The sequence below is a fragment of the Methylobacterium sp. WL64 genome, assembly GCF_008039945.1.
Lineage (GTDB): Bacteria > Pseudomonadota > Alphaproteobacteria > Rhizobiales > Beijerinckiaceae > Methylobacterium.
Window position 1 is genome coordinate 100,406 of the sequence record NZ_VRVA01000009.1, and the last position, 20,891, is coordinate 121,296.

The following is a 20,891-nucleotide window of genomic DNA, read 5'->3' on the forward strand; positions in this document are numbered from 1 at the left end:
CGCCGCAGGCGAGCCCGAAGCCCAGAAACGCTGTCGATGCAAGAGGTTGGTACGTCTGCGTCTCTGGATCCCGGGCTCCGCTGCGCGGCCCCGGGATGACGGTGCGTGGCTGTACCGGTCAAGCCGACATCCGATGAAGACCGGGCCTTCCGCCCCGAGCAGAGATCGGAATTCCAAGCTCTCCAGCCCGGAGGCCGCATTGGGGGAGGGAGAGCGCCTGTCGGTTGCGATGCGCCGTCTCCGGCCGCCATGAACGATCCGGACCACGTTCCGTAAATCTGCAACCCGGCACGGGATAGGGGTTGTCGCCTTCTCCCACAGCCGGTGCGTGAACGGCCGCGAGCCGTCCGATCCGCATCACCCCGAGGGCGGACGGTCCCCCCGCATCCGTGCCATACGCATCCCGAGCGCACGCCGCGCGACAGCGAACGTCGAGCATGGCCACCATCACGTCGCTGCCGAACCGGTTCCTCAACGCCGTGAAGCGGTCGTTCCGGCAATTCCTCGCCCTGCCGCTCGCCACCGTGCTCGGCTTCGTGGGATTGAACGCCCTGATCTATCTCGCCGACCGGTCGTGGTCCGCCGGGCAGGCGCCGGCGGGGTTCCGGTGGCTCGGCGACCTGCTGGGCGACAGTGCCGCCCTGGGCAGCCTGCTGACCACCGTGGCGTCGAGCATCATCACGGTGACGTCGATCACCTTCTCCCTTCTGCTCATCGCCGTGCAGCAGGGCGCGGCCGCGCTCACCGCCCAGGTGACCGACCAGTTCATGGCCCGGCGCACCAACCAGTTCTACTTCGGGTATTTCGTCGGCCTGTCGGTCTTCGTCCTGATGACCCTCGTGACCAATACAGGCTTTCACCGGCCGGTGTTCGGTACATCCCTGGCCTTGGTGCTGACCACTTCGGCGCTCTGCCTGATCATCGTGATGATCTACAACACGATCGACCAGATGCGGCCCGCCAAGATCATCCAGTTCATCCACGGCCGCGTGCTGGAGGCCAGGGCGACCGATCTGCGCCGGCTCGCCGCGACGCGCAGGACCGCCCGGGGCGATTGGCCGGTCGTCGCCGTGATCCGCTCCCGCGAGTGCGGCTACGTCGTCGACCTCGACCTCGAACGGATCCAGGCGGCCCTGGACCGGCATGCAGGCGGAGCCGTGGAGATCGAGTTCGAGATCGCGGTCGGGACCTACCGGGCCCTGCACGATCCGCTGTTCCGGCTGCGCGGCCGGCCCGGCGCGCCGCTCGAAGCGGCGGCGCGCGAGGCCGTCGTCGGGGAGGCGCTAAAGGCGCTGTCCTACGATGACGGGCGCGACCTCCGGAACGATGCCACCTACGGTCTGCACCAGCTCGCCACCATTGCGTGGACCTCGGTGTCCACGTCGAAGTCGAATCCCAGCCCGGGGCTCTCGGTCATCCAGGCCCTGCGGGACATCATCGCGCACTGGGGCGACGGCGCGACCGCAACGGGCGAGGATGCGCGATCCGGCATCGTGTATGGCGATGCCGCCCCGATCGCGGCCACCGACGCCCTGGAGGCCGTGATCCTGGTGGCCTCGGAATCGATGCAGTCCCAGACGCTTGCCGAAGCCCTCACCAGCGTGGCGATCCTGCTGCGCCATGTCGATCCGGCCACCGCGGCCCGGCTCGCCGACGTCGCCAGCCGGGCGCTGTCGAGCCTCGGCGAGCATGTCCTGACCCGCCAGCTCGAAGCCGCCCTGGCCGACCTTACGGAGGCGCTGCGGGCACGCGGCTTCGCCGCCGTGGCGGGTGCCGTGTCCGACGCCGCGTCCGGGCTGGCGGAAAGCCTGGGCCGGCTCAACTCCAGGTCGACCCGCGTGCCCGGCACAGTCTCGTAGCGGTGCCTGCGATCCGGGCTGTTACGCCTGCGCTTCCTGCGCTGCGTACCGGATTTCATCTTCGAGCGGCGGCTGGACCGATGCAGCCGCGGCCCGTCATCCCGGGGCCGCGCAGCGGAGCCCGGGATCCAGGGACGCCGACGTGTCAAGCTCTTGCACCGACGGCGGTTCTGGGTTCCGGGCTCGCCTCCGGCGCCCCGGAATGACGGCGCGGGTCTTGAGGCCTGAGGTATCGATCCTCAGGGGATGAATCGTCCGGAGGGCATAGTCCGTCGGTTGCCAGGGGGGAGGAGAGCCGGACGAGCCTCGCTCGAAGGCGATGTGGGGACGCGTTAGCCCACACGGATGCCCCCGCGCATCGATGCAAGTCCTTTGCACGACACGTCTTTTCGAGCCCCCGGGGAAGCGCGCCAGGTTCGATGATCGGCTCCGGCATCCCGGGCCGGCAAGGACATGGCGGGCTCGTATGAATCATGGGGCGAGAATCGTGGGATTGTTGCAGATCACAGGTAGCATTCGCAGCGCTCTTCCGAGGCCATGCCGGAATATGTGATCTTGTATTCAATTCGTTGCAGTATCGCAGGGCGAAGCCTGACGAAAATTTGATCGACGACTGAGAATTATCTCTGTGTCTGCGTGGTTTTCCGCCGTGCATTCCGGGATCGATTGTGCAAAATCGAGTTGTCGGCGACGAGCCGGCACCGCCCGCGCCGACGTCCATTCCCCTCGATCCGTCGGCGCGGGTGTCTTCAGGTGGCGCCCTGTGCTTCAGCCACGCTGCAATAAAGTGAGGGGCAACCTTCCAGCCTCGTGGCGCAAGCCCGGGGCTGTTTTTCGTTCAGGGCGCGGTCGGTCCATCCGCTGCGGTCGATGCCGGATGCGGGGCCCCGGCTTGTTCACGGGCCGCCAGACTGCGCGCTGCCGCGTCTGGCGCCTCGTGAGCGTGCGGGATTCACGAAGAATTGGCATCGTCAGACTTCGCGGAGTTCACGAAGGCTGGCCCGCATCGGCCCGGATCGACCCGTTCCCGCGCACAGCCGAGCGGTCGCTGATCGCGCCTTCGTGTTCGGGATAGACTGATAATGGATTTTGTATTCGTAAACTTCGGCGGACCTCGTTCGCCAAGCCGGCGCGACACGTTTTCGCCAAGTGTAAATCCAGCTTGACACGCTCGGCGGCCCCGGTAGCCTGCGTCCATGGCCGCCACGCCCGCACCGAGCGCAGTCGTCGAGCTACTCAAGCCCCTCACCTGGTTCGCGCCGATGTGGGCGTTCGCCTGCGGGGTGATCTCGTCCGGGCAGCCGGCCCACGGGCAGTGGCCGGTGATCGCCGCGGGAATCGTGCTCGCCGGGCCGCTGGTCTGCGCGACGAGCCAGGCGACGAACGACTGGTTCGACCGGCACGTCGATGCGATCAACGAGCCGAACCGGCCGATCCCGTCCGGGCGCATCCCGGGCCGCTGGGGCCTCTACCTGGCATTGGGCTGGACCCTGCTGTCGCTGCTGGTCGCGGCGGCTTTGGGGCCCTGGATCCTCGGGGCCGCCCTGTTCGGCCTGGTCCTGGCCTGGATTTATTCCGCGCCGCCCCTGCGTCTCAAAAAAAACGGGTGGTGGGGGAATGCCGCGGTGGGGCTCTGCTACGAGGGCCTGCCCTGGTTCACCGGGGCCGCCGTGATGGCCGCCGCCCTGCCCGACCGGCGGGTGCTGCTGGTCGCCCTGCTGTATTCCATCGGCGCCCACGGGATCATGACGCTCAACGACTTCAAGTCCGTGGAGGGCGACCGGCGCATGGGGCTGAGGTCCCTGCCGGTGCAGATGGGCTCGGACCGGGCCGCCCGCTTCGCCTGCCTGGTCATGGCGGTGCCGCAGGTGGTGGTGATCGGGCTGCTGGTCGCCTGGGAGCGCGAGGCCCACGCCGCCCTGGTGGCGGCGTTGCTCGCCGGGCAGCTCGCCCTGATGGTCCGGTTCCTGAAGAGCCCGCGCGAGCGGGCGGCCTGGTACAACGGCACCGGCACGACCCTCTACGTGCTCGGCATGCTGGTCGCCGCCTTCGCGCTGCGGCCTCTGGTGGGAGGGGCGTGATGCGTGGTTCGGATTCGATCGCAGCTTCCTCTTCTGATCCAAGGCCGGATGCAGCGCTGGCCCCCTCTCCCGTGCGGGAGAGGGGGGGCGTCGCGGTCTCGGCGCTCGATGGGGGCACCGGGCCGAACCACGCGCCTCTCCCTCCCCCCTCTGCGGGGGAGGGTGGGCCTCGCGTCAGCGAGGGTCGGGAGAGGGGCAGCGCGACGATTCAGGGTTTCGCGCCTGTCGCGACGTCACAGGCTGCGGCGCTCCCCTCTCCCCCCCTGCTGCGCAGGGTACCCTCCCCCGCAGAGGGGGGAGGGAAAAGCGGCGCGGCGCCCGAAGACGGCCTGGGCTGGCCCCAGATCGTCCGCCTCGGCCTGGTCCAGACCGCCCTGGGCAGCGTCGTCGTGCTGATGACCGCGACGCTGAACCGGGTGATGGTGGTGGAGCTGGCGCTCCCCGCCCTGGTGCCGGGCTTTCTGGTCGCCCTGCACTACGCCGCGCAGGTTCTGCGCCCGCGCTGGGGCTACGGCTCCGACCGGAGCGGGACCCGGACCCCCTGGATCGTCGGCGGCATGGCCGCGCTCTGCCTTGGCGGGTTCGGGGCGGCCTGCGGCACGGCGCTCGCCGCCACCGACCTCGTGCTCGGCCTCGCGCTGGCCGCGCTGTCGTTCCTGTGCGTCGGGATCGGGGCCGGGGCCGCCGGGACCTCCTTGCTCGTCCTGCTCTCGGGGGGCGTCGCGCCGGCCCGGCGCGGGGCGGCGGCCACCATCGTGTGGGTGATGATGATCCTGGGCTTCGCCTTGACGGCGCCGCTCGCCGGGCACTTTTTGGATCCGTTCTCCGGCCTGCGGCTGGTCGCCGTGTCGGGCACGGTCTCGGCGATCGCGTTCTGCGTCGCGGTGCTGGCGCTGATCGGGGTCGAGCGACGCCTGCCCGCCCGGGCGCCCGAGCCCGCGGCGGCCAAAAAACCGTTCTTCACGGTGCTGGTCCAGGTGCTTGCCGATCCGGTGGCGCGGACCTTCACGATCTTCGTGTTCGTCTCGATGCTGGCCTACAGCGCCCAGGAGCTGATCCTGGAGCCCTATGCCGGGCTGGTCTTCGCCATGAGCCCGGGGGCCACCACCAAGCTCGCCGGGCTCCAGCACGGCGGCGTGCTCGCCGGGATGCTGCTGGTGGCCGGCGTCACGCTGGCGGCGCGCGGCACCGCGCTGGCCTCCCTGCGGCTCTGGATCGCGCTCGGCTGCGCCGGCTCGGCCGCCGCCCTGTTCGCGCTCGCCGCCGGCGGCGACGTCCTGCCCCTGCGCCCGGTGGTGTTCGCGCTGGGGGTCGCCAACGGCGCCTACGCGGTCGCCGCCATCGGGTCGATGATGGCGCTCGCCGGCCGCGGCGACGCACGGGAGCGCGGCACCCGCATGGGCGTCTGGGGCGCGGCCCAGGGCATCGCGTTCGGGGCCGGCGGATTCCTGGGCGCGGCCGCGGTGGATCTGGTGCGGCTCTTCACGGCCCAGCCGGTCCAGGCCTACGCCTCCGTCTTCGCCGCCGAGGGGGTGCTGTTCCTCGTCGCGGTGGTGCTGGCCCTGCGGCTCGAGCCCGTCCGGGCCGCGGGCCGGGGCGCGATCCCGCTCAATCCCATCCTCGGCGCGAGGTGACGCGATGGCTCGGTTGAATGATGACGCCCCCTACGACGTCGTCGTGGTCGGCGGGGGCCCCGCGGGGGCGACGGCGGCCACCGAGCTGGCCCGGGCCGGGCACGCGGTGCTGCTGCTGGACAAGCCCGGGCGGATCAAGCCCTGCGGCGGCGCGATCCCGCCCCGGCTGATCCGCGACTTCGCGATTCCCGACGCGCTGCTGGTGGCCAAGATCCGCTCCGCCCGGATGGTGGCGCCGAGTGGCAAGGCCGTGGACATGCCGGTGGGCGAGGGCTTCGTCGGCATGGTCGACCGCCAGCATTTCGACCCGTGGCTGCGTGCCCGCGCCGAGGAGGCCGGCGCCGACCTGCGCGAGGCGGCCTACGAGACGATGAGCCGGCCGGATGACGGGCCGCCGCTGGTGCATTTCACCACCGGCAAGGGCGAGGCCCAGGCCCGTCACGCGGTCCGGGCGCGGCTGGTCATCGGCGCCGACGGGGCCTGTTCGCCGGTCGGCCGGGCCGAGGTGCCGGGCCACGACAGGATGAAGCAGGTCTTCGCCTATCACGAGATCGTCCGGGTGCCGGCCCCCGACGCGCCGGGGGGCGGCGCCGTCGATGCCGCCCGCTGCGACGTCTATTACCAGGGCCGGCACTCGCCGGACTTCTACAGCTGGATCTTTCCGCACGGCGAGACCGCCAGCATCGGCACCGGCAGCGCGAAGAAAGGCTTCTCCCTGCGCTCCTCGATCCGGGCCCTGCGCGTCGCCACCGGCCTCGACGGCGCCGAGACCATCCGCCGGGAGGGCGCGCCCCTGCCGCTGAAGCCGCTCAAGCGCTGGGACAACGGCCGCGACGTGCTGCTGGCGGGCGATGCCGCGGGCGTCGTCGCCCCGGCCTCCGGCGAGGGCATCTACTACGCGATGCTGGGTGGCCAGCTCTCGGCCGAGGCGGCCAAGGCCTTCCTGGCCACCGGCGACGTCCGGGCGCTCGCGAGTGCGCGGAAGCGGTTCATGAAGCTGCACGGCCGCGTGTTCTGGATCCTCGGGATGATGCAGTGGGTCTGGTACCGCAGCGACGGCCTGCGCGAGCGGTTCGTCTCGATCTGCCGGGACAAGGACGTCCAGCAGCTCACCTGGGACAGCTACATGAACAAGGAGCTGGTCCGGGCCAAGCCCGCCGCCCACGCCCGGATCTTCTTCAAGGACCTCGCCCACCTGTTCCGCTGGGTCTCCCCGTGACTTTTCTGGGGCTCGATCCGAGCTGGGGCCCGCCCGCGGTGGCGGCCGTGCTGGCGATCCTGGTCGCGGTCGCCGGCGGGGTCGCGACCAAGACGGATGGCTGGTACCGGCATCTCCGGTTCCCCGCCTGGAAGCCGCCGGACTGGGCCTTCGGGCCGGTCTGGACCGTGATCTTCCTGCTCACCACCATCGCGGCGGTGACGGCCTGGAACGGCGATCCCGATCCCACCGCCCGGGTGCTGCTGGTCGCCGCCTACGCGGTCAACGGCGTGCTCAATATCGCCTGGAGCGTGCTGTTCTTCCGGTTCCGCCGGCCCGACTGGGCGCTCGCCGAGGTTGCGGCCCTGTGGCTGTCGATCGCCGTGCTGGTGCTGGTCACCGGCCGGGTCTCGGCGATGGCCGGGCTGATGAACCTGCCGTATCTCGCCTGGGTCAGCGTCGCCGCCTGCCTGAACCTGCGGATCGTGCGCCTCAACGCGCCGTTCCGGGGGCTCGCCTGATGGAGGCGCTGTTCGCCTCGGGCCGGATCGTCGACGCGATCCTGGCGCTGGTCGCCGCCGAGGCGCTGCTGCTCGCCTGGTTCGCGCGGCGCCGCGGGATGGCCCCGTCGGCGCTGCTCGCCAACCTGGGCTCCGGTGCGGCACTGATGCTGGCGCTCCGGGCCGCCCTCACCGGATCCGGCTGGCCGGTGGTCGCCGGCTGGATGCTGGCGGGCCTCCTGGCCCACCTCGCCGATCTTGGTTTTCGGTTCCGTCAGGGCGCCACGGCGCATCGCCGCACCCGGCCGCAGCCAGGAACAACGCCACAAAGCGCTGCGTTCACGCGCAGCACCCTAGAAAACCTATAAAGACGGCTCGGGAGAGGTCGCCATGCAGCGCAGGAACGCCCTCTCGTCGGCCCGTGGCGCGGCCCCCCTCCTGGCGGGCCTGCTGCTCGCCGCGCCGGCCCTGGCGCAGGACGCGTCCGATCCGGTCGAGCGCGGCAAGTACCTCGTCACCATGGGCGATTGCGCCGCCTGCCACACCGCCCCGGGCGGCAAGTTCCTGGCCGGCAACTACGCGCTCAACATGCCGTTCGGGGTGATCATGACCCCCAACCTGACCCCCGACAAGGAGACCGGGCTCGGCGACTACGCTTACGCCGACTTCGAGAAGTCGTTCCGACAGGGCTACAGCAAGCATGTCGGCTACCTGTACCCGGCCTTCCCGTTCGGTTGGTACACCAAGGTCACCGACGAGGACACCAAGGCGATCTGGGCCTACCTGCAATCGCTGCCGCCGGTGAACGAGAAGCGCAAGGACAACCAGATCCCGTTCCCGTTCAGCGTCCGCACCGCGCTGGTGACGTGGCGGACCGCGTTCTTCACGGAGGAGCGCTTCAAGCCCGACCCGAGCGCCAGCGCCGAGGTGAACCGCGGCGCCTACCTGGTCGAGGGGCTGGGCCACTGCGCGATGTGCCACAACGAGAACAAGCTCGTGGGCAATTCGAGCTTCGCCGGCCGCTTCGGCGGCGGCGTCATCGACGGCTGGTACGCCCCCAACATCACCCCGGACGGCCACCAGGGCATCGGCGCCTGGACCGACGAGCAGGTGGTGACCTACCTCAAGACCGGCACCGCCCCGGGGGACCGCCCCGGCGTCGCCGCCGGCCCGATGCGCCAGACCATCATGGAATCCCTCTCCAAGGTGAAGGAGGAGGACCTGAAGGCGATGGTCGCCTACCTCCGCACGGTCCCGGCCAAGCAGACCTACAAGCCGAAGGACCTCACCGCCTTCGACACCGCCGACGCGCCGGGCGCGTCCACCTACCTGACCTACTGCTCCTCCTGCCACCAGCCCAACGGCAAGGGCATCGAGGGCGCGGTGCCGGCGCTCGCCGGCAACACCTCGGTGATGTCGGATGGCCCCGAGACGGTGCTGCGGGTGATCTACGGCGGGCTTGCCGCCCAAAGCGGCTACGCCCCGATGGTGGCGATCGGCCAGCAGATGACCGATGTCGAGGTTAGGAACGTCACCGACTACATCCGCAATTCCTGGGGCAACAAGGCGCCGCCGGTGACCGGCGACAAGGCCTCCGAGGCCCGGGCCGCCACCAAGACCATGCTGGCCGGCACCGCCCCGTGCGCCGAGATCGAGCAGGACGCGCTCAAGGCCGCCTTCGACAAGGCCGGGGTGGCGGCGACGCTCACCGGCCTCAAGCAGCAGGACTTCGTGCCGACGCTGGTCCGGGTGGTGCCGCAGATCAAGGCGGCCGACGCGGGAGCCACGGATGAGGACGTGGTCAACGCCCTCACCACGGCCTTCTGCAAGGTCGGCCGCGACGACCCGCAATACGCCAGCCCGAGCTGGCCCGCGGTGATCGGCACCTTTGCCAACGTCGCCTACAGCCAGGTGAAGAACCCGGAGAAGCAGGCGGCGGCCGTGCCCAGCGCGACCACGCCGCCGGCGAAGAACTGAGGTTTTTGGGTTTAATACCGTCATTCCGGGGCCGCGTAGCGGAGCCCGGAATCCATAACCACCGCGTTTTATGGACGGGTTGGAACGCGACTGCTCAAGTCCGCGACAGTCGCGACTATGGATCCCGGGGCACCGCAAGCAAGCCCGGAACCCAGATCCGCCGACGCGCACGGAGAGCGCGGAACGCTGCGGCTCACAGTCGGCAACCACGGCGGTTCTGGTTTCCGGGCCCCGTTTTGCGGCTCCGGAATGGCAGGGCGGGTGGCGGAAGCTCGTCGTGGATCACGTCCCCGACGTGTCGGAGGTCGAACGCCGCCGCCTCGGCCACCTCCAGCCGGCGCCTCCCTGACGTGCCATCGCACCCGGCGTGAAAGAGGCGCTTAGGCCGGTTCGTAGGGCCGTACCTTCGAAAGGTCGGTTTCGGCCTCCGCGTGCGAGAGGTCGTGCGCGGTCTGAAGGTTGAGCCAGAACTGGGGGGTCGTCCCGAACCGGATGCTCAAGCGAAGCGCTGTATCGGCGGTCACGCCGCGGCGTTCGCGGAGGATCTCGCTGAGCCTGTTGGGCGGGACATCGATCTCGGCGGCCAAGCGGTTGGCGCTCAGTCCGAGCGGCGCCATGAACTCCTCGCGGAGAACCTCACCGGGATGCGTGCGCAGGCGGGGCATGGGTACTATCCTCGATGGTAATCCACGATCTCGACGGACTCGGGTCCGGCGTCGCCCCACGTGAAGCGGATGCGCCACGGGTCGTTGATGCGGATGCTCCACTGTCCGTTGCGGTTGCCGCTCAGCTTCTCGAGCTGGTTGCCGGGCGGGGAACGCAGGTCGCTCAACGCGGCCGCGGCGTCGATCATGTCGAGCTTGCGGACGGCGACGGCTTTGAAGGCACCCCACTGCCGGTGACAGACGTCGCGGAGGTGGAGCGCCTCCGTCTCCTTGTCCGCGAAACTCCGGATCATCGCCGCGTGCTACGTTGTACGTAACACGTATCAAAATATCAGGAGCGGGAAAAGGGTTCCGGAGGGGACGCGTCAGCCCCTGCACGAAGGGGCGGGTGGCGGAAGCGCCCGATGGGAACTCGGATGTGACGTCCTTCCCTCCGGGAACGGACACGGTCGCGCTTCGTTTGAGCCGGGACCTTTCAACTCGGAGTTCCCGTGTCCAGTCTCGTCCGAATCCTGCTCGCGATCTTCATCCCGCCGGTGGCGGTGCTCGTCACCACGGGCTTCGGCCTGCAGTTCCTGCTGAACATCCTGCTGTGGCTGATCTTCTGGCTGCCCGGCACGGTCCACGCCCTGTGGCTGATGAACCGCGACCGGCCGCTGATCTGACCGCTACGGCTTGGCCTTCACGTCCGGCTCGCCCTTGCGCAGGACGAGCTTCGGGGAGGCCGCGGCCTTCGCGTCAACCTTGCCCTCGACCTTCGCGGTCTTCACCGCATGCGGCTTGGCCGTCGCCTTCGGGGCCAGCTTGTCCGCGTCATGGGCCAGCTTGACCGGCTCCGGCACCACCGCCGCATCCACCGCCGGGGTCGCGGGGGCGGCCGGCTTCTCCTTGCTGAACAGCGAGCCCATCAGCTTCTGGTAGCTGCTCGGATCGCCGTCCGCGTCGGCCACGGTGATCCGGGCGGGCCTCTCGCCGACCGACGCGGTGGTCTCGACCCGCAGGTCCGGATCGGTGCGGTTGGCCATCAGCGTCGTGGCGACGGGATTCTGCCCCCGGCCGGCCTTCGTCGCGGCCTTCGTGGCGGCCTTCGCCGGCTCGGCCCCGGCCATCATCGTCGGCTGCACCTTCGGGCCGATCTCGATCTCTTGCGGCCCAGCCGCCAGGGTCTCGGGGCGGCTGACGTCGCCGAGATTGTGCCGGCCGAACTCCTTCGCGTCGTAGGGCAGCACGGTCTCGGTGCCGCCGAGGCTCGCGAAGGCGCTGCTGTTGTTCTGCGGCCGGAACACCGGGTTCTGGCCGCCGTCCTGGTAGACCACGCGCACGGCCGGCGTGCCCTTGGCGACCAGCTCGGCCACCTCCCGCTCGTCGTGCTCGCGCTTCTCGGCCACCACCGGGTCGAGTCGCGGCTTGCACGCGCCGGCCGCCGCGTCCGAGCCGCCGAACACGTATTTGGTCCCGCACTGGCCGACCTTCGGCTCCTCGCGCAGGGCCTCGAAGTAATCCGAGCCCTCCTTGAGGTTCTGCCAGAACGGCATGTTCGGGTCGTTGCGGAACTTGGCCATGTTCTGGGCCGTCATCCGGAACGGGTAGGACTGGAACTGGAAGCTGCGCTGGCCGCCGATGAACGCCTCCCGGGCCACCGCGTAGATCTCCGCGATGGTCGCGTCCGTCATGGCGAAGCAGCCCGCCGACGAGCAGGTGCCGTGGACCATCAGGTACTTGCCGGTGCGCCCGTTGGCCCGGTCGACCGCGTTGGGGAAGCCGGTGTCGAACGAGAGGTAGTAAGACGAGTTCGGGTTCATGAGGCCCGGGGTGATCGTGTAGAACCCCTCCGGGGCCTGCCGGTCGCCCTCGCGAACCTTCGGCCCGAGCTGTCCGGACCAGCGGCAGATCGGGTAGGTCTTCAGGAGCGCGTAGCGACCGTCGCCGCCGCGCTTCCACACCTCCATCTCCGCTTCCTTCTTGTAGGCGCGGATCAGGATCGGGTCGGTCTGCTGCATGCCCTTGGTCTGCATCAGGGCGACCGTCTGGGGGGCGATCGGCGCGATGCTGCGCGCGCTCGGGCCGTTGATCCCGGAGCCGTCCTGGCAGCCGGCCAGCGCGAGGGCCAGCAGGGACGCCGCCGCCAGCAGTCGCGCAGTCGCGAGACGCGCCGTCATGGGGAACCTCGTCGTCTTCAGTCTGCGCCCGGCGGCCTTTTGCGAGCCGACATCGGGCGCCACTCCCCAACCCAATAGGCTCGTTAAGCTTGCGCCTTCGTTACCGCAAGGACCGGGGCGCAACACTGCACCGGACTCTCCGGTGGATGAGGGAACGCGGGCCCGTCTCCGGCCCGGCGGCGGGGCTGCGTCCTGCACCCGCAAACGGTCCCGGGCCTTTTGAATCCGGGCCCTTCACGGTTGGCGCTAAACCATTGTTCTGAAAAATGAACCGCGGCTCGCCGCCGCGGTCGTACGCACCCGCCCGTCCCGGCGCAGCCACGGCAGGCAGGCGAGGCCCAGTGCCGCCATGGCGGCGCCGGCGAGGGGCGGGGCCTTGTGGCCGCGCGGATGTGCGGGGGTAGTGGGCGCCGTCAGAGACCGACGCCGGCATCGGCCACGTTGTCCGTCCGCTCCGCCAGTAACCGGAACACCGCGACGGCGCAGACCACCGTGACGGCGGCCAGCGTCCAGGACAGGGTGGCGAAGGCCGCCTGGTAGGCCTGGATCAGGGCGGCGCCGTCGAGCCCCGGCAGCAGCGCCCGGGCGGCGTCCGGGTCCCCCACGGCCAGGCGCTGGCCGGCCTGGGCCAGCAGGGCGCCGTCGGGCTGCCCCGGGGCCCGGCGGAGCGCGACAGCGGCCAGGCCGGCCAGCGCGGCACTGACCAGCGCGAGCCCCACGCCCTCGCCGGCGACCCGGACCGTTCCGAAAATGCCCGCCGCCATTCCGGCCCGCGCCCGGGGCACGACGGCGACCGACAGACCGTCCATCAGCCCCCAGGGCAGTCCGCTGCCGAGGCCGATGAGCAGCATCGGCGCCAGCACCGCGCGGCGGCCGATCTCGGTGAAGCCCAGCCACACGAGTCCGGACGCGGCCACCAGCAGCCCGAGGCCCGAGAGCAGGCCGGGCGGGACCCGCCGGGCCAGCGCGGCGGCGGCCATCGGGACGACCAGCATCGGCGCCGACAGGGCCAGCATCAGGAGCCCGGCCTCCCGCTCGCTCCGGCCCTCGAGGCCGATGAAGCGCAGGGGCAGGATCACCAGCAGCACCACGAAGCACGCGCAGGTCGCCACCGGCAGCATCTGCACGCCGACGAAGCGCCGCTAGCGGAACAGGCCGAGATCGAGCATCGGCCGGGCGGCCCGGGATTCGATCGCCACGAAGGCCATCAGGAGGAGTGTGGCGGCGGCGAGCAGCAAGCACGGCACCGGGCTGCCCCAGCCGAGGCCCGGCGCCTCGATCACCGCCACCGTGAGGGCGGTCAGCATCGCGGTGAAGCTCACGGTCCCGGGCCAGTCGAGGCTCCGGGCCGCGGGGTCGCGGGTCTCGCGCATCCGCGGCGGCCCGAGCACGAGCGCGGCCGCGCCGACCAGTGCGCCGACCAGGAAGATCGAGCGCCAGCCGGCGCCGGCGATCAGGAATCCGGTGACGACCGGCCCGAAGGCCAGCCCGACGCCGAACGTGGTCCCGAGCAGGCTGAAGGCCCGGGTGCGGGCGTGGCCCTCGAAGTCCTGGGCGAGCGCCGCGGTGCCGCCCGCCAGCGCCGCCGCGGCGCCGACGCCCTGCCCGGCCCGGCCCGGAGCAGGTCGATCAGCCAGACCGAGGACGCCAGGCCCAGCGCCAGCGAGAAGCCGGTGACGATCGCGACGCCGAGGGTGAAGACCAGCCGGCGGCCGTAGCGGTCGGCCAGGGTCCCGGCCGCCATCAGCAGGCTGCCGAAGGTCAGCATGAAGCCGTTGGTGATCCAGGTCAGCGCTTCGGGGCAGCCGCCGAGCGCGCGCCCGATGGCGGGCGTCGCCACCGCGCCCGCCGAGAAGCTGAGCGGCAGGATCAGGGCGGCCAGGCAGACCGAACCGAGCACCAGCGGATCGCCGGTCGGGGCGGGGTTCGGGGTTTCGGTCATGGCTCGGCTTCCTCGGCTGGGCGTTCGCGCGTCCCCCGGCCGGTCGCCGCCGGGAGGGCACCGCACCGTCGCGTGGAGCCTGCGCGCCGTTAATCCGGTCTCCGGTCCTTTCATTCCGGACGGGCGCGCTCTAATCCGCCGGCATGGACAACCTCGGCGACATCGCGGCCTTCGTGCGGAGCGCGGAGCGGCTGAGCTTCGTCGCGGCGGGGCGCGACCTGCGCCTGTCGGCCTCGGCGGTGGGCAAGGCCGTGGCGCGGCTCGAAGCCGGGCTCGGCGTGCGCCTGTTCCACCGCACGACCCGGCGGGTGTCGCTCACCGAGGAGGGCGTCCTGCTCCAGGCGCGGTGCCGGGCGATCCTCGACGACCTGCGCGAGACCGAGGCGCTGGTCACCCAGAGCCGGCGGGCGCCCCGCGGCATCCTGCGGATCAGCCTGCCGATCGTCGGCTACCGCTTCCTCCTGCCGGTGCTGCCCGAGTTCCAGGCACTCTACCCCGAGATCGAGCTGGACCTCGATTTCAACGACCGCCAGGTGGACCTGGTGGAAGCCGGCATGGATGCCGCGATCCGCAGCGGCACCCTGATCGATTCGAGCCTGATGGCCCGGCGCCTCGGCCTGTTCCGGTTCGTTCTCTGCGCCGCGCCGGCCTATCTCGACCGGGCCGGCACGCCCCTGCGCCCGGCCGACCTCGCGGGGCACGCGGCCTTGCGCTTCCGCTTCCCCACCTCCGGCAAGCTGCAGGACTGGACCCTCGCCGAGCCGCCGCCCGCGGGCCTGCGCACCGCCCTCACCTGCAACAACATGGAGGCCCTGCGCGCCGCCGCGATCGGCGGCCTGGGTATCGGCTGCATGCCGGATTTCCTGGCGGATTCGGCCCTGCGCGAGGGGGCCCTGACCCGGATCCTCGACCCCTACCTCACCGATCCCGGCCAGTTCTCGATCCTGTGGCCGTCCGGCCGGCACATGTCGCGCGGCTGCGCGCCTTCGTGGATTTCGTCGGCGCGCGGTTGTTTCAGGACGGTTGAGGCGGTGGGCCTGCAGGCCGGGGAAAGGCCTGCGTGGCAAGCGGAATCCCATCCCCCACCTCATCCTGGGGTGCCGGCGCCAGCGGGCGTCGTTGGAGGGCACCAGAGAACGCGGGGCCGGCAGGAGGGCTCCTTCGAGGGCTCCGTTGCGCGGCGCCCCCTCAGCCGAACACCCCCGGCGGCCGGGCCGCCTCGGTGCGGATGATCTCCACGAGCTGCGCGTCCTCGGCCGGGTCGGCCAGCCGCAGGCCGACCGGGGTCGAGCGGGTCTGGACCGTCAGCCAGCGCAAGGTCGGCCGGAGGTCGGTGGCCTCGACGACCGCGACGCCCGGATGGTCCGGCTGGAGCTGCAGGAAGGTCAGGTGGTTGCGGCTGGCGCGCGCGCCCAGCAGGTCGTCGATCGCCTCGACCGTCTTCCGGGGCGTGTGGAGGTGGGTCATCATCCACAGCCGGTTCTGGGTGCCGGGCGTGTCGAGGGCCTGGCGCAGGCGGCGCACGCCCTCGGTCAGGAAGGCGTAATCCGCCCCGTTCGATGCCGGGTCGTGGTGGTTGAACACGCATTCGAGCCCGTGCCGCTCCCGGTACAGCCGGTGCCGGCCGCGCCAGATGTCGGGCCCGCGCCGCTCCGCCTCCGGGATGCTCTCGAGCTGGGCCCGGTCGGTGAGCGCGGTGAAATCGTCGTCCAGGCAATCCCGGACCATGCCGGGCATGGAGAAGATCCAGTCCAGCGGGCCGGACCAGTGGCGCAGGTCCAGGGTCTTGAGCACGTGCGCCATCTGGCAATTGCAGCCGAGCGAGACGTGGTTGTGCCCGCCCGGCTCGCGCGCGTCGCGCCGCCCCAGGAGCCGCCCGAGGGCGCCCAGCAGGCCGCCCGTCGCGCCGGGGGAATTCATACGGTCCCCCCGTGCGGCCGACGCCTCCGGGGCGGTCCGCCGCATGCCGCCAGGTGTCTGCGGGCCGCGCACGCTTGCCCGCGGCGCCGCGCCTTCGCCCTTGCCGACGGCCGGTCGCTCGCCGAGGCGCGGTGTGCGGCCGTCGGACTCACAGGGTCCGGCCGATGGAGAGGAATTTCTCCGCCCGGCGATCGCGGATCTCCACCGGGGTCAGGCCGTCGAACTGGGCGAGCGCGTCCGCGACGGCGTCGCCCGCGCCGCGGATCGCCGCCTCGCGGTCGCGGTGGGCGCCGCCAGTCGCCTCCGGGATGATGCCGTCGATGACGCCGAGCCGCAGCAGGTCCTGCGCGGTGATCTTCATGGCGGTGGCGGCCTCGTGGGCGCGACCCTGGTCGCGCCACAGGATCGAGGCGGCGCCCTCGGGGGAGATCACGCCGTAGATCGCGTGCTCCAGCATCAGCACCCGGTTGGCGGTGGCGAGCGCGATGGCGCCGCCCGAGCCGCCCTCCCCGATCACCACGGCGACGTTGGGCACGCCGAGCGCCAGGCACGCCTCGGTGGAGCGGGCGATCGCCTCGGCCTGGCCGCGCTCTTCCGCCTCGATCCCCGGATAGGCGCCGGCGGTGTCGACGAAGGCGATCACCGGCAGGCCGAACCGGTCGGCGGTCTCCATCAGGCGCACCGCCTTGCGGTAGCCCTCGGGCCGGGCCATCCCGAAATTGTGGCGCAGCCGCGCCTCCGTGGTGGCGCCCTTCTCCTGGCCGAGCACCAAGACCGGGCGCCCGCGGAACCGGCCGAAGCCGCCCAGGATCGCCTCGTCCTCGCCGAAGGTGCGGTCGCCGGCGAGCGGCGTGAACTCGGTGATCAGCCCGGCGCAGTAATCCACGAAATGCGGGCGCTGCGGATGGCGGGCGACCTGGGTCTTCTGCCAGGGCGTGAGGCTCGCGTAGATCTCGGCCAGGGCCTGGCCGGCCTTGGCCTCCAGCCGGCCGACCTCTTCGGAGATCGAGACCGCGCCGTCGCGCTCGCCGACCGCGCGCAATTCCTCGAGCTTGGCCTCCAGCTCGGCAACCGGCTTCTCGAAGTCGAGGTAGGTGCGCGTCACCGCCATCGTGTCACAGGTCTTCCCGGGTTCGCCGCTCCGGAAGCGGCGGGCGCGAGGTGTTGGCGATGGCGGGGGTGGTGTCAACCGGCCCCGGGTTCGAGCAGCTTTGCGCGAGCGCCGCGCGGGCGTTTTTTAAGGTTGGGCGGTTGCGGTGGCGGGGTTGGACTGGTGCCTCGAGTAGAAGCGGTTTCGCGCTCGGCGCCGACCGCTGCGGAGGATGGCCGCGGATGCGGGCCTGCGGTCACGGCGCCCGCACGGATGCCGCCCTCAAGCCGGCGGCCGGTTCACCAGCGCCGGCTGCGCCGCCGTCCGCTCCGGGAACAGCTGCTTCAGCGCGTCGAGCTTCGGCGCGTCGTTGGCGGCGATGTAGGGGTGGCCGGGGTGCAGGGCCATGAAGTCCTGGTGGTAGGCTTCCGCCGGGTAAAAGGCCGCGCCGGGCTCGATCCGGGTGGCGACGGGCTTCGCGTAGGCGTGCGCCGCGCCGAGCTGGGCGATGTAGGCCCGCGCCACCCGCGCCTGCTCGGCATCCTGCGGGAACAGCGCCGAGCGGTACTGCCGTCCGGCATCGGGCCCCTGCCGGTCAACCTGCGTCGGGTCGAGCGCCACCGAGAAGAAGATTCGCAGGAGCTCGTCGTAGCGGATCACGGCCGGGTCGTAGGTCACCGCCACCGCCTCGGCGTGGTCGGTGCCGCCGCGGCTGACGGACTTGTAGTCGGCGTCGGCGGACGCGCCGCCGGCATAGCCCGAGACCGCCCCCCGCACCCCGCGCACGTGCTGGAACACGCCCTGCACGCCCCAGAAGCAGCCGCCCGCGAACACCGCCACCTGCGTGCCGGGCGTCTCGTGCGCAGCGGTCGCGGCCTCCGGCAGGCGGCGCGGCGCCTCCTCGGCGAAGGCCGGAAGCCGGGGCAGGAGCAGCGCCCCGGCCAGGCCGAGCCCGAGGGCCGCCCCGAGGAGCGGGCGAAGCGTGATGCGAAGAGCCATGCTGTCCTCCGGCAAGATGCGCGGCTTGCTGTGCCAGACCTTTCGCTGCCCGGATCGAACGGGTTACGCTGACCGCGATCCGCCGCCGCGCACGGCTGGAGACGAATCGACGATGACCGAACCGAAGACGACCGAACCGAAGACGACCTACGGCAGTGACGCGCTCCGGTCGGCGCACCTAGTGGCCCGGGACCTCCATGCCGCCGGGGCCATCGACAAGGCCACGATGCGCCGGTTCGACGTGTCGTGCCTGACGCCGGTCGAGGACCTCGCGCCGGAGGCGATCCGGGCCATCCGCGAGACCGCGCAGATGAGCCAGGCGATCTTCGCCAGGGCGCTCAACGTGACCACTGCCCTGGTGAGCAAATGGGAGCGGGGCGAGAAGAAGCCCGGCGGGCCGTCGCTGAAGCTGCTCGCCCTCGCCGAGCGGAAGGGCATCGACGCCATCCTGTGAGGCGGGCGTGTGGGCGGCAGGCCGCATTGCGGCGGCGCCCGCATGGGTCTAGGCACCCGGCAACAGACCGCTCTCCGCGTCCGGAAGAACCGCCCCGTCGAAGGACCCGCCCCGTGACCATCGCCCCCGAACCGAACTCCTTCCGCACCGGCCCCGACGAGCGCGGCCGCTTCGGCATCTTCGGCGGCCGGTTCGTCGCCGAGACGCTGATGCCGCTGATCCTCGAGCTTGAGGCGGCCTACGAGGCGGCGAAGGTCGATCCCGCCTTCGCGGCCGACATGGCGAGCTACGGCACCCACTATATCGGCCGGCCGAGTCCGCTCTACTATGCCGAGCGCCTGACCGAGCACGTGCGCGCCACGGCGCCGGCCGGGCATGGGGCCAAGGTCTATTTCAAGCGCGAGGAGCTGAACCATACCGGCTCCCACAAGGTGAACAACGTCCTGGGCCAGATCCTGCTGGCCCGCCGCATGGGCAAGCCGCGGATCATCGCCGAGACCGGCGCCGGCCAGCACGGCGTCGCCACCGCGACGCTCTGCGCGCGGTTCGGGCTGAAATGCGTGGTCTACATGGGCGCGGTCGACGTCGCCCGGCAGGCGCCCAACGTCTTCCGCATGAAGATGCTCGGCGCCGAGGTGATCCCGGTGGAATCCGGCACCAAGACCCTCAAGGACGCGATGAACGAGGCCCTGCGCGACTGGGTCACCAACGTCGCCGACACGTTCTACTGCATCGGCACCGTGGCCGGCCCGCACCCGTATCCCGCCATGGTCCGCGACTTCCAGTCGGTGATCGGCCGCGAGACCCGGGAGCAGATGATCGCGCAGGAAGGCCGCCTGCCGGATTCGCTGATCGCCTGCATCGGCGGCGGCTCCAACGCCATGGGGCTGTTCCACCCATTCCTCGACGACCGCGAGGTCGAGATTTTCGGGGTCGAGGCCGCCGGCCACGGGGTCGGGTCCGGGCTGCACGCCGCCTCGCTCACCGGGGGCAAGCCCGGCGTGCTGCACGGCAACCGCACCTACCTGTTGATGGACGCGGACGGCCAGATCTCCGACGCGCACTCGATCTCGGCGGGCCTCGACTATCCGGGCATCGGCCCCGAGCACGCCTGGCTGCACGAGATGGGCCGCGTGAAATACCTCTCGGCCACCGATGCCGAGACCCTGGAGGCGTTCAAGCTCTGCTCGATGCTGGAAGGCATCATCCCGGCCCTGGAGCCGGCCCACGCCCTCTCCAAGGTGCTGGACATCGCCCCCCAGCGCCCGACCGACCACCTGATGGTGCTCAACATGTCGGGCCGCGGCGACAAGGACATCCCGCAGGTCGCCGAGATCTTCGGGACGAAGCTCTGAGCGCGGAGCGGCTCAGCCCTCGGCCCGGATCTTGTCCCGCGCAGCGGAGACCAGGAAGGCCGAGCGGGTGAGGCCCCGCGCCCGGGCGGCGGTATCGATCTGTGCCAGCACCGCGGCATCCAGCGAGACGTTGACGCGTACGGGCCGGCCGGAATCGAGCAGCAGCGGAACCACGCCGAGCGTGGCCTCAGTCAGGGCCTCGGCCACGCTCGGGTCGGCCCTCAGAACCTCCGGCGCCCGCGGTGCCGGCGGCGCCAAACCGGCGGCGATCCGATCGCTCATCCACTCGCTGAGGGCCGCCGTCGCGTTGACCATCGCCTCATCGATGGTCGCCCCCATGGCGGTGCAACCGGGGCAATCGGGAAACGCGACCCCGTAGGCGCCGGCCTCGCCATCGATCAGCACGGTGTAGCGGGACATGCGCGTCCTCCTCAGATCCAGCCTGCGGCGCTGGCGATGCTGCGGGCGACGCCCGGCGTCAGTACCCTGTGTCGCGGCACCATGATCTTGATGCCTGGCCGGCTCGGGTGAGAGAATTTCTCATGCTTGGTTCCGCCTTCGCGGACCCAGCCCGCAGCGATCAACCGATCCACGATGGTCCTGCGATCCGTCTCGACCCTGGGCATGGAAGGTTCCGCCGCGATGTGTATTTATTTGCACATCGCGGCGGGTGCCACCAGGGTGTTCGCTGGTGGCCGGCCCCAAGGCGATCACCGCACCGTCACCTGATCCTTGATCTTCTCGTAGACCGCCCGGCTCAGGACGCGCTTCGACAGGAGCTGGTCCACGGACGCGTAGGGGCGCTTGGCGGTGATCGCCCGGCCGATCGCGCCGCCGCCCCGGAGCTTGTTGAGGTCGGCCACCGAAGCGGTGTTCAGGTCGAGGATCGCGAGGGCCCGGGGGCCGGCATCGTCCTCGGCGCGGTCGATCTCGGCCTCGCCCTGCTGCAGGCCGGGCTGAGTCGGGACGGGCTCGGCCGGGAACGCGAGGGCGTCGGCCGGCATCTGCTGTGCCGGGGGCATCTGCTGTGCCGGGGATGGCGGGGCCGCGGCTGGCGC

The 20,891-nt window shown here is 71.2% G+C and carries 19 protein-coding genes and 2 pseudogenes; 11 read left to right on the top strand and 10 right to left on the bottom strand.

Features of this window, described 5'->3' with window-relative positions; all coding sequences use genetic code 11:
- Positions 1-437 precede the first annotated feature (437 nt).
- The 7 genes from FV242_RS07330 to FV242_RS07365 all read left to right on the top strand — a co-directional run bounded on the left by FV242_RS07330 (position 438) and on the right by FV242_RS07365 (position 9,249).
- Positions 438-1,859 (top strand): DUF2254 family protein, encoded by a 1,422-nt coding sequence (locus tag FV242_RS07330; protein ID WP_147938470.1) that lies wholly within the window; start codon positions 438-440, stop codon positions 1,857-1,859.
- 1,196 nt (positions 1,860-3,055) lie between these two features.
- Complete coding sequence (chlG, locus tag FV242_RS07335; protein ID WP_147909134.1) at positions 3,056-3,940, top strand: chlorophyll synthase ChlG; 885 nt, start codon at positions 3,056-3,058, stop codon at positions 3,938-3,940.
- Positions 3,941-4,335: 395 nt separating this feature from the next.
- Positions 4,336-5,574 carry a BCD family MFS transporter gene (locus FV242_RS07345; protein ID WP_246692629.1) on the top strand — a complete coding sequence of 413 codons (1,239 nt, stop codon included), beginning with the start codon at positions 4,336-4,338 and terminating at the stop codon, positions 5,572-5,574.
- Between the two features lie 4 nt (positions 5,575-5,578).
- Positions 5,579-6,793: a geranylgeranyl diphosphate reductase gene (locus FV242_RS07350; RefSeq protein WP_147938471.1), complete on the top strand. Its 1,215-nt coding sequence runs from the start codon at positions 5,579-5,581 to the stop codon at positions 6,791-6,793.
- On the top strand, positions 6,790-7,293 hold the full coding sequence (locus tag FV242_RS07355) for a TspO/MBR family protein (RefSeq protein WP_187278356.1): 504 nt from the start codon (positions 6,790-6,792) through the stop codon (positions 7,291-7,293). The genes FV242_RS07350 and FV242_RS07355 overlap by 4 nt, the downstream gene beginning before the upstream one ends.
- A complete protein-coding gene (locus tag FV242_RS07360; RefSeq protein ID WP_147938472.1) occupies positions 7,293-7,640 on the top strand; it encodes a hypothetical protein in 348 nt (115 codons plus the stop codon). Before FV242_RS07355 ends, FV242_RS07360 begins: the two co-directional genes overlap by 1 nt.
- 22 nt (positions 7,641-7,662) lie before the next feature.
- Entirely contained in the window at positions 7,663-9,249 is a 1,587-nt protein-coding gene (locus FV242_RS07365; RefSeq protein ID WP_147938473.1) for a cytochrome c, read from the top strand.
- 380 nt (positions 9,250-9,629) lie between these two features.
- Here the strand turns inward: FV242_RS07365 and FV242_RS07370 are convergent, their stop codons facing one another.
- Positions 9,630-9,914 (bottom strand): HigA family addiction module antitoxin, encoded by a 285-nt coding sequence (locus tag FV242_RS07370; protein WP_147938474.1) that lies wholly within the window; start codon positions 9,912-9,914, stop codon positions 9,630-9,632.
- 5 nt (positions 9,915-9,919) lie between these two features.
- Entirely contained in the window at positions 9,920-10,207 is a 288-nt protein-coding gene (locus FV242_RS07375) for a type II toxin-antitoxin system RelE/ParE family toxin (protein WP_147938475.1), read from the bottom strand.
- Positions 10,208-10,405: 198 nt separating this feature from the next.
- On the opposite strand from FV242_RS07375, the gene FV242_RS07380 reads away from it, so the two are divergent.
- Positions 10,406-10,579 (top strand): YqaE/Pmp3 family membrane protein, encoded by a 174-nt coding sequence (locus FV242_RS07380; RefSeq protein ID WP_147909127.1) that lies wholly within the window; start codon positions 10,406-10,408, stop codon positions 10,577-10,579.
- A gap of 3 nt (positions 10,580-10,582) precedes the next feature.
- On the opposite strand, the gene FV242_RS07385 is transcribed toward FV242_RS07380, so the two are convergent.
- Both FV242_RS07385 and FV242_RS36325 read right to left on the bottom strand, forming a co-directional pair.
- The gene (locus tag FV242_RS07385) at positions 10,583-12,073 is read right to left on the bottom strand and encodes a murein L,D-transpeptidase family protein (protein ID WP_147938476.1); all 1,491 of its coding nucleotides are present in this window, start codon (positions 12,071-12,073) and stop codon (positions 10,583-10,585) included.
- Positions 12,074-12,486: 413 nt separating this feature from the next.
- A pseudogene (locus FV242_RS36325) lies at positions 12,487-14,076 on the bottom strand (MFS transporter).
- A gap of 82 nt (positions 14,077-14,158) precedes the next feature.
- Between FV242_RS36325 and FV242_RS07395 the strand changes: the two are divergent.
- Positions 14,159-15,042 (top strand): annotated as a pseudogene (locus FV242_RS07395) (LysR substrate-binding domain-containing protein).
- A 161-nt stretch (positions 15,043-15,203) separates the two neighbouring features.
- On the opposite strand, the gene FV242_RS07400 reads toward FV242_RS07395, so the two are convergent.
- The 3 genes from FV242_RS07400 to msrA all read right to left on the bottom strand — a co-directional run bounded on the left by FV242_RS07400 (position 15,204) and on the right by msrA (position 18,024).
- Positions 15,204-15,935, bottom strand: a complete 732-nt coding sequence (locus FV242_RS07400; RefSeq protein WP_147938478.1) for a DUF1796 family putative cysteine peptidase — start codon at positions 15,933-15,935, stop codon at positions 15,204-15,206.
- 148 nt (positions 15,936-16,083) lie between these two features.
- The gene (locus tag FV242_RS07405; protein ID WP_147938479.1) at positions 16,084-17,046 is read right to left on the bottom strand and encodes an acetyl-CoA carboxylase carboxyltransferase subunit alpha; all 963 of its coding nucleotides are present in this window, start codon (positions 17,044-17,046) and stop codon (positions 16,084-16,086) included.
- Between the two features lie 261 nt (positions 17,047-17,307).
- The gene (gene msrA, locus FV242_RS07410; RefSeq protein WP_147938480.1) at positions 17,308-18,024 is read right to left on the bottom strand and encodes a peptide-methionine (S)-S-oxide reductase MsrA; all 717 of its coding nucleotides are present in this window, start codon (positions 18,022-18,024) and stop codon (positions 17,308-17,310) included.
- Positions 18,025-18,136: 112 nt separating this feature from the next.
- Here msrA and FV242_RS07415 point away from each other — a divergent pair, with 112 nt between their 5' ends.
- Positions 18,137-18,478, top strand: coding sequence for a DNA-binding transcriptional regulator (locus tag FV242_RS07415; protein WP_147910644.1), 342 nt, complete (start codon positions 18,137-18,139; stop codon positions 18,476-18,478).
- Between the two features lie 113 nt (positions 18,479-18,591).
- Entirely contained in the window at positions 18,592-19,833 is a 1,242-nt protein-coding gene (gene trpB, locus FV242_RS07420; protein WP_147910643.1) for a tryptophan synthase subunit beta, read from the top strand.
- 12 nt (positions 19,834-19,845) lie between these two features.
- Here the strand turns inward: trpB and FV242_RS07425 are convergent, their stop codons facing one another.
- The 3 genes from FV242_RS07425 to FV242_RS07435 all read right to left on the bottom strand — a co-directional run.
- The gene (locus FV242_RS07425) at positions 19,846-20,253 is read right to left on the bottom strand and encodes a type II toxin-antitoxin system HicB family antitoxin (protein WP_147938481.1); all 408 of its coding nucleotides are present in this window, start codon (positions 20,251-20,253) and stop codon (positions 19,846-19,848) included.
- Positions 20,254-20,264: 11 nt separating this feature from the next.
- On the bottom strand, positions 20,265-20,459 hold the full coding sequence (locus FV242_RS07430) for a type II toxin-antitoxin system HicA family toxin (protein ID WP_147938482.1): 195 nt from the start codon (positions 20,457-20,459) through the stop codon (positions 20,265-20,267).
- 84 nt (positions 20,460-20,543) lie between these two features.
- A partial coding sequence (locus FV242_RS07435; RefSeq protein WP_246692627.1) for a helix-hairpin-helix domain-containing protein occupies positions 20,544-20,891 on the bottom strand: 348 nt, incomplete at its 5' end.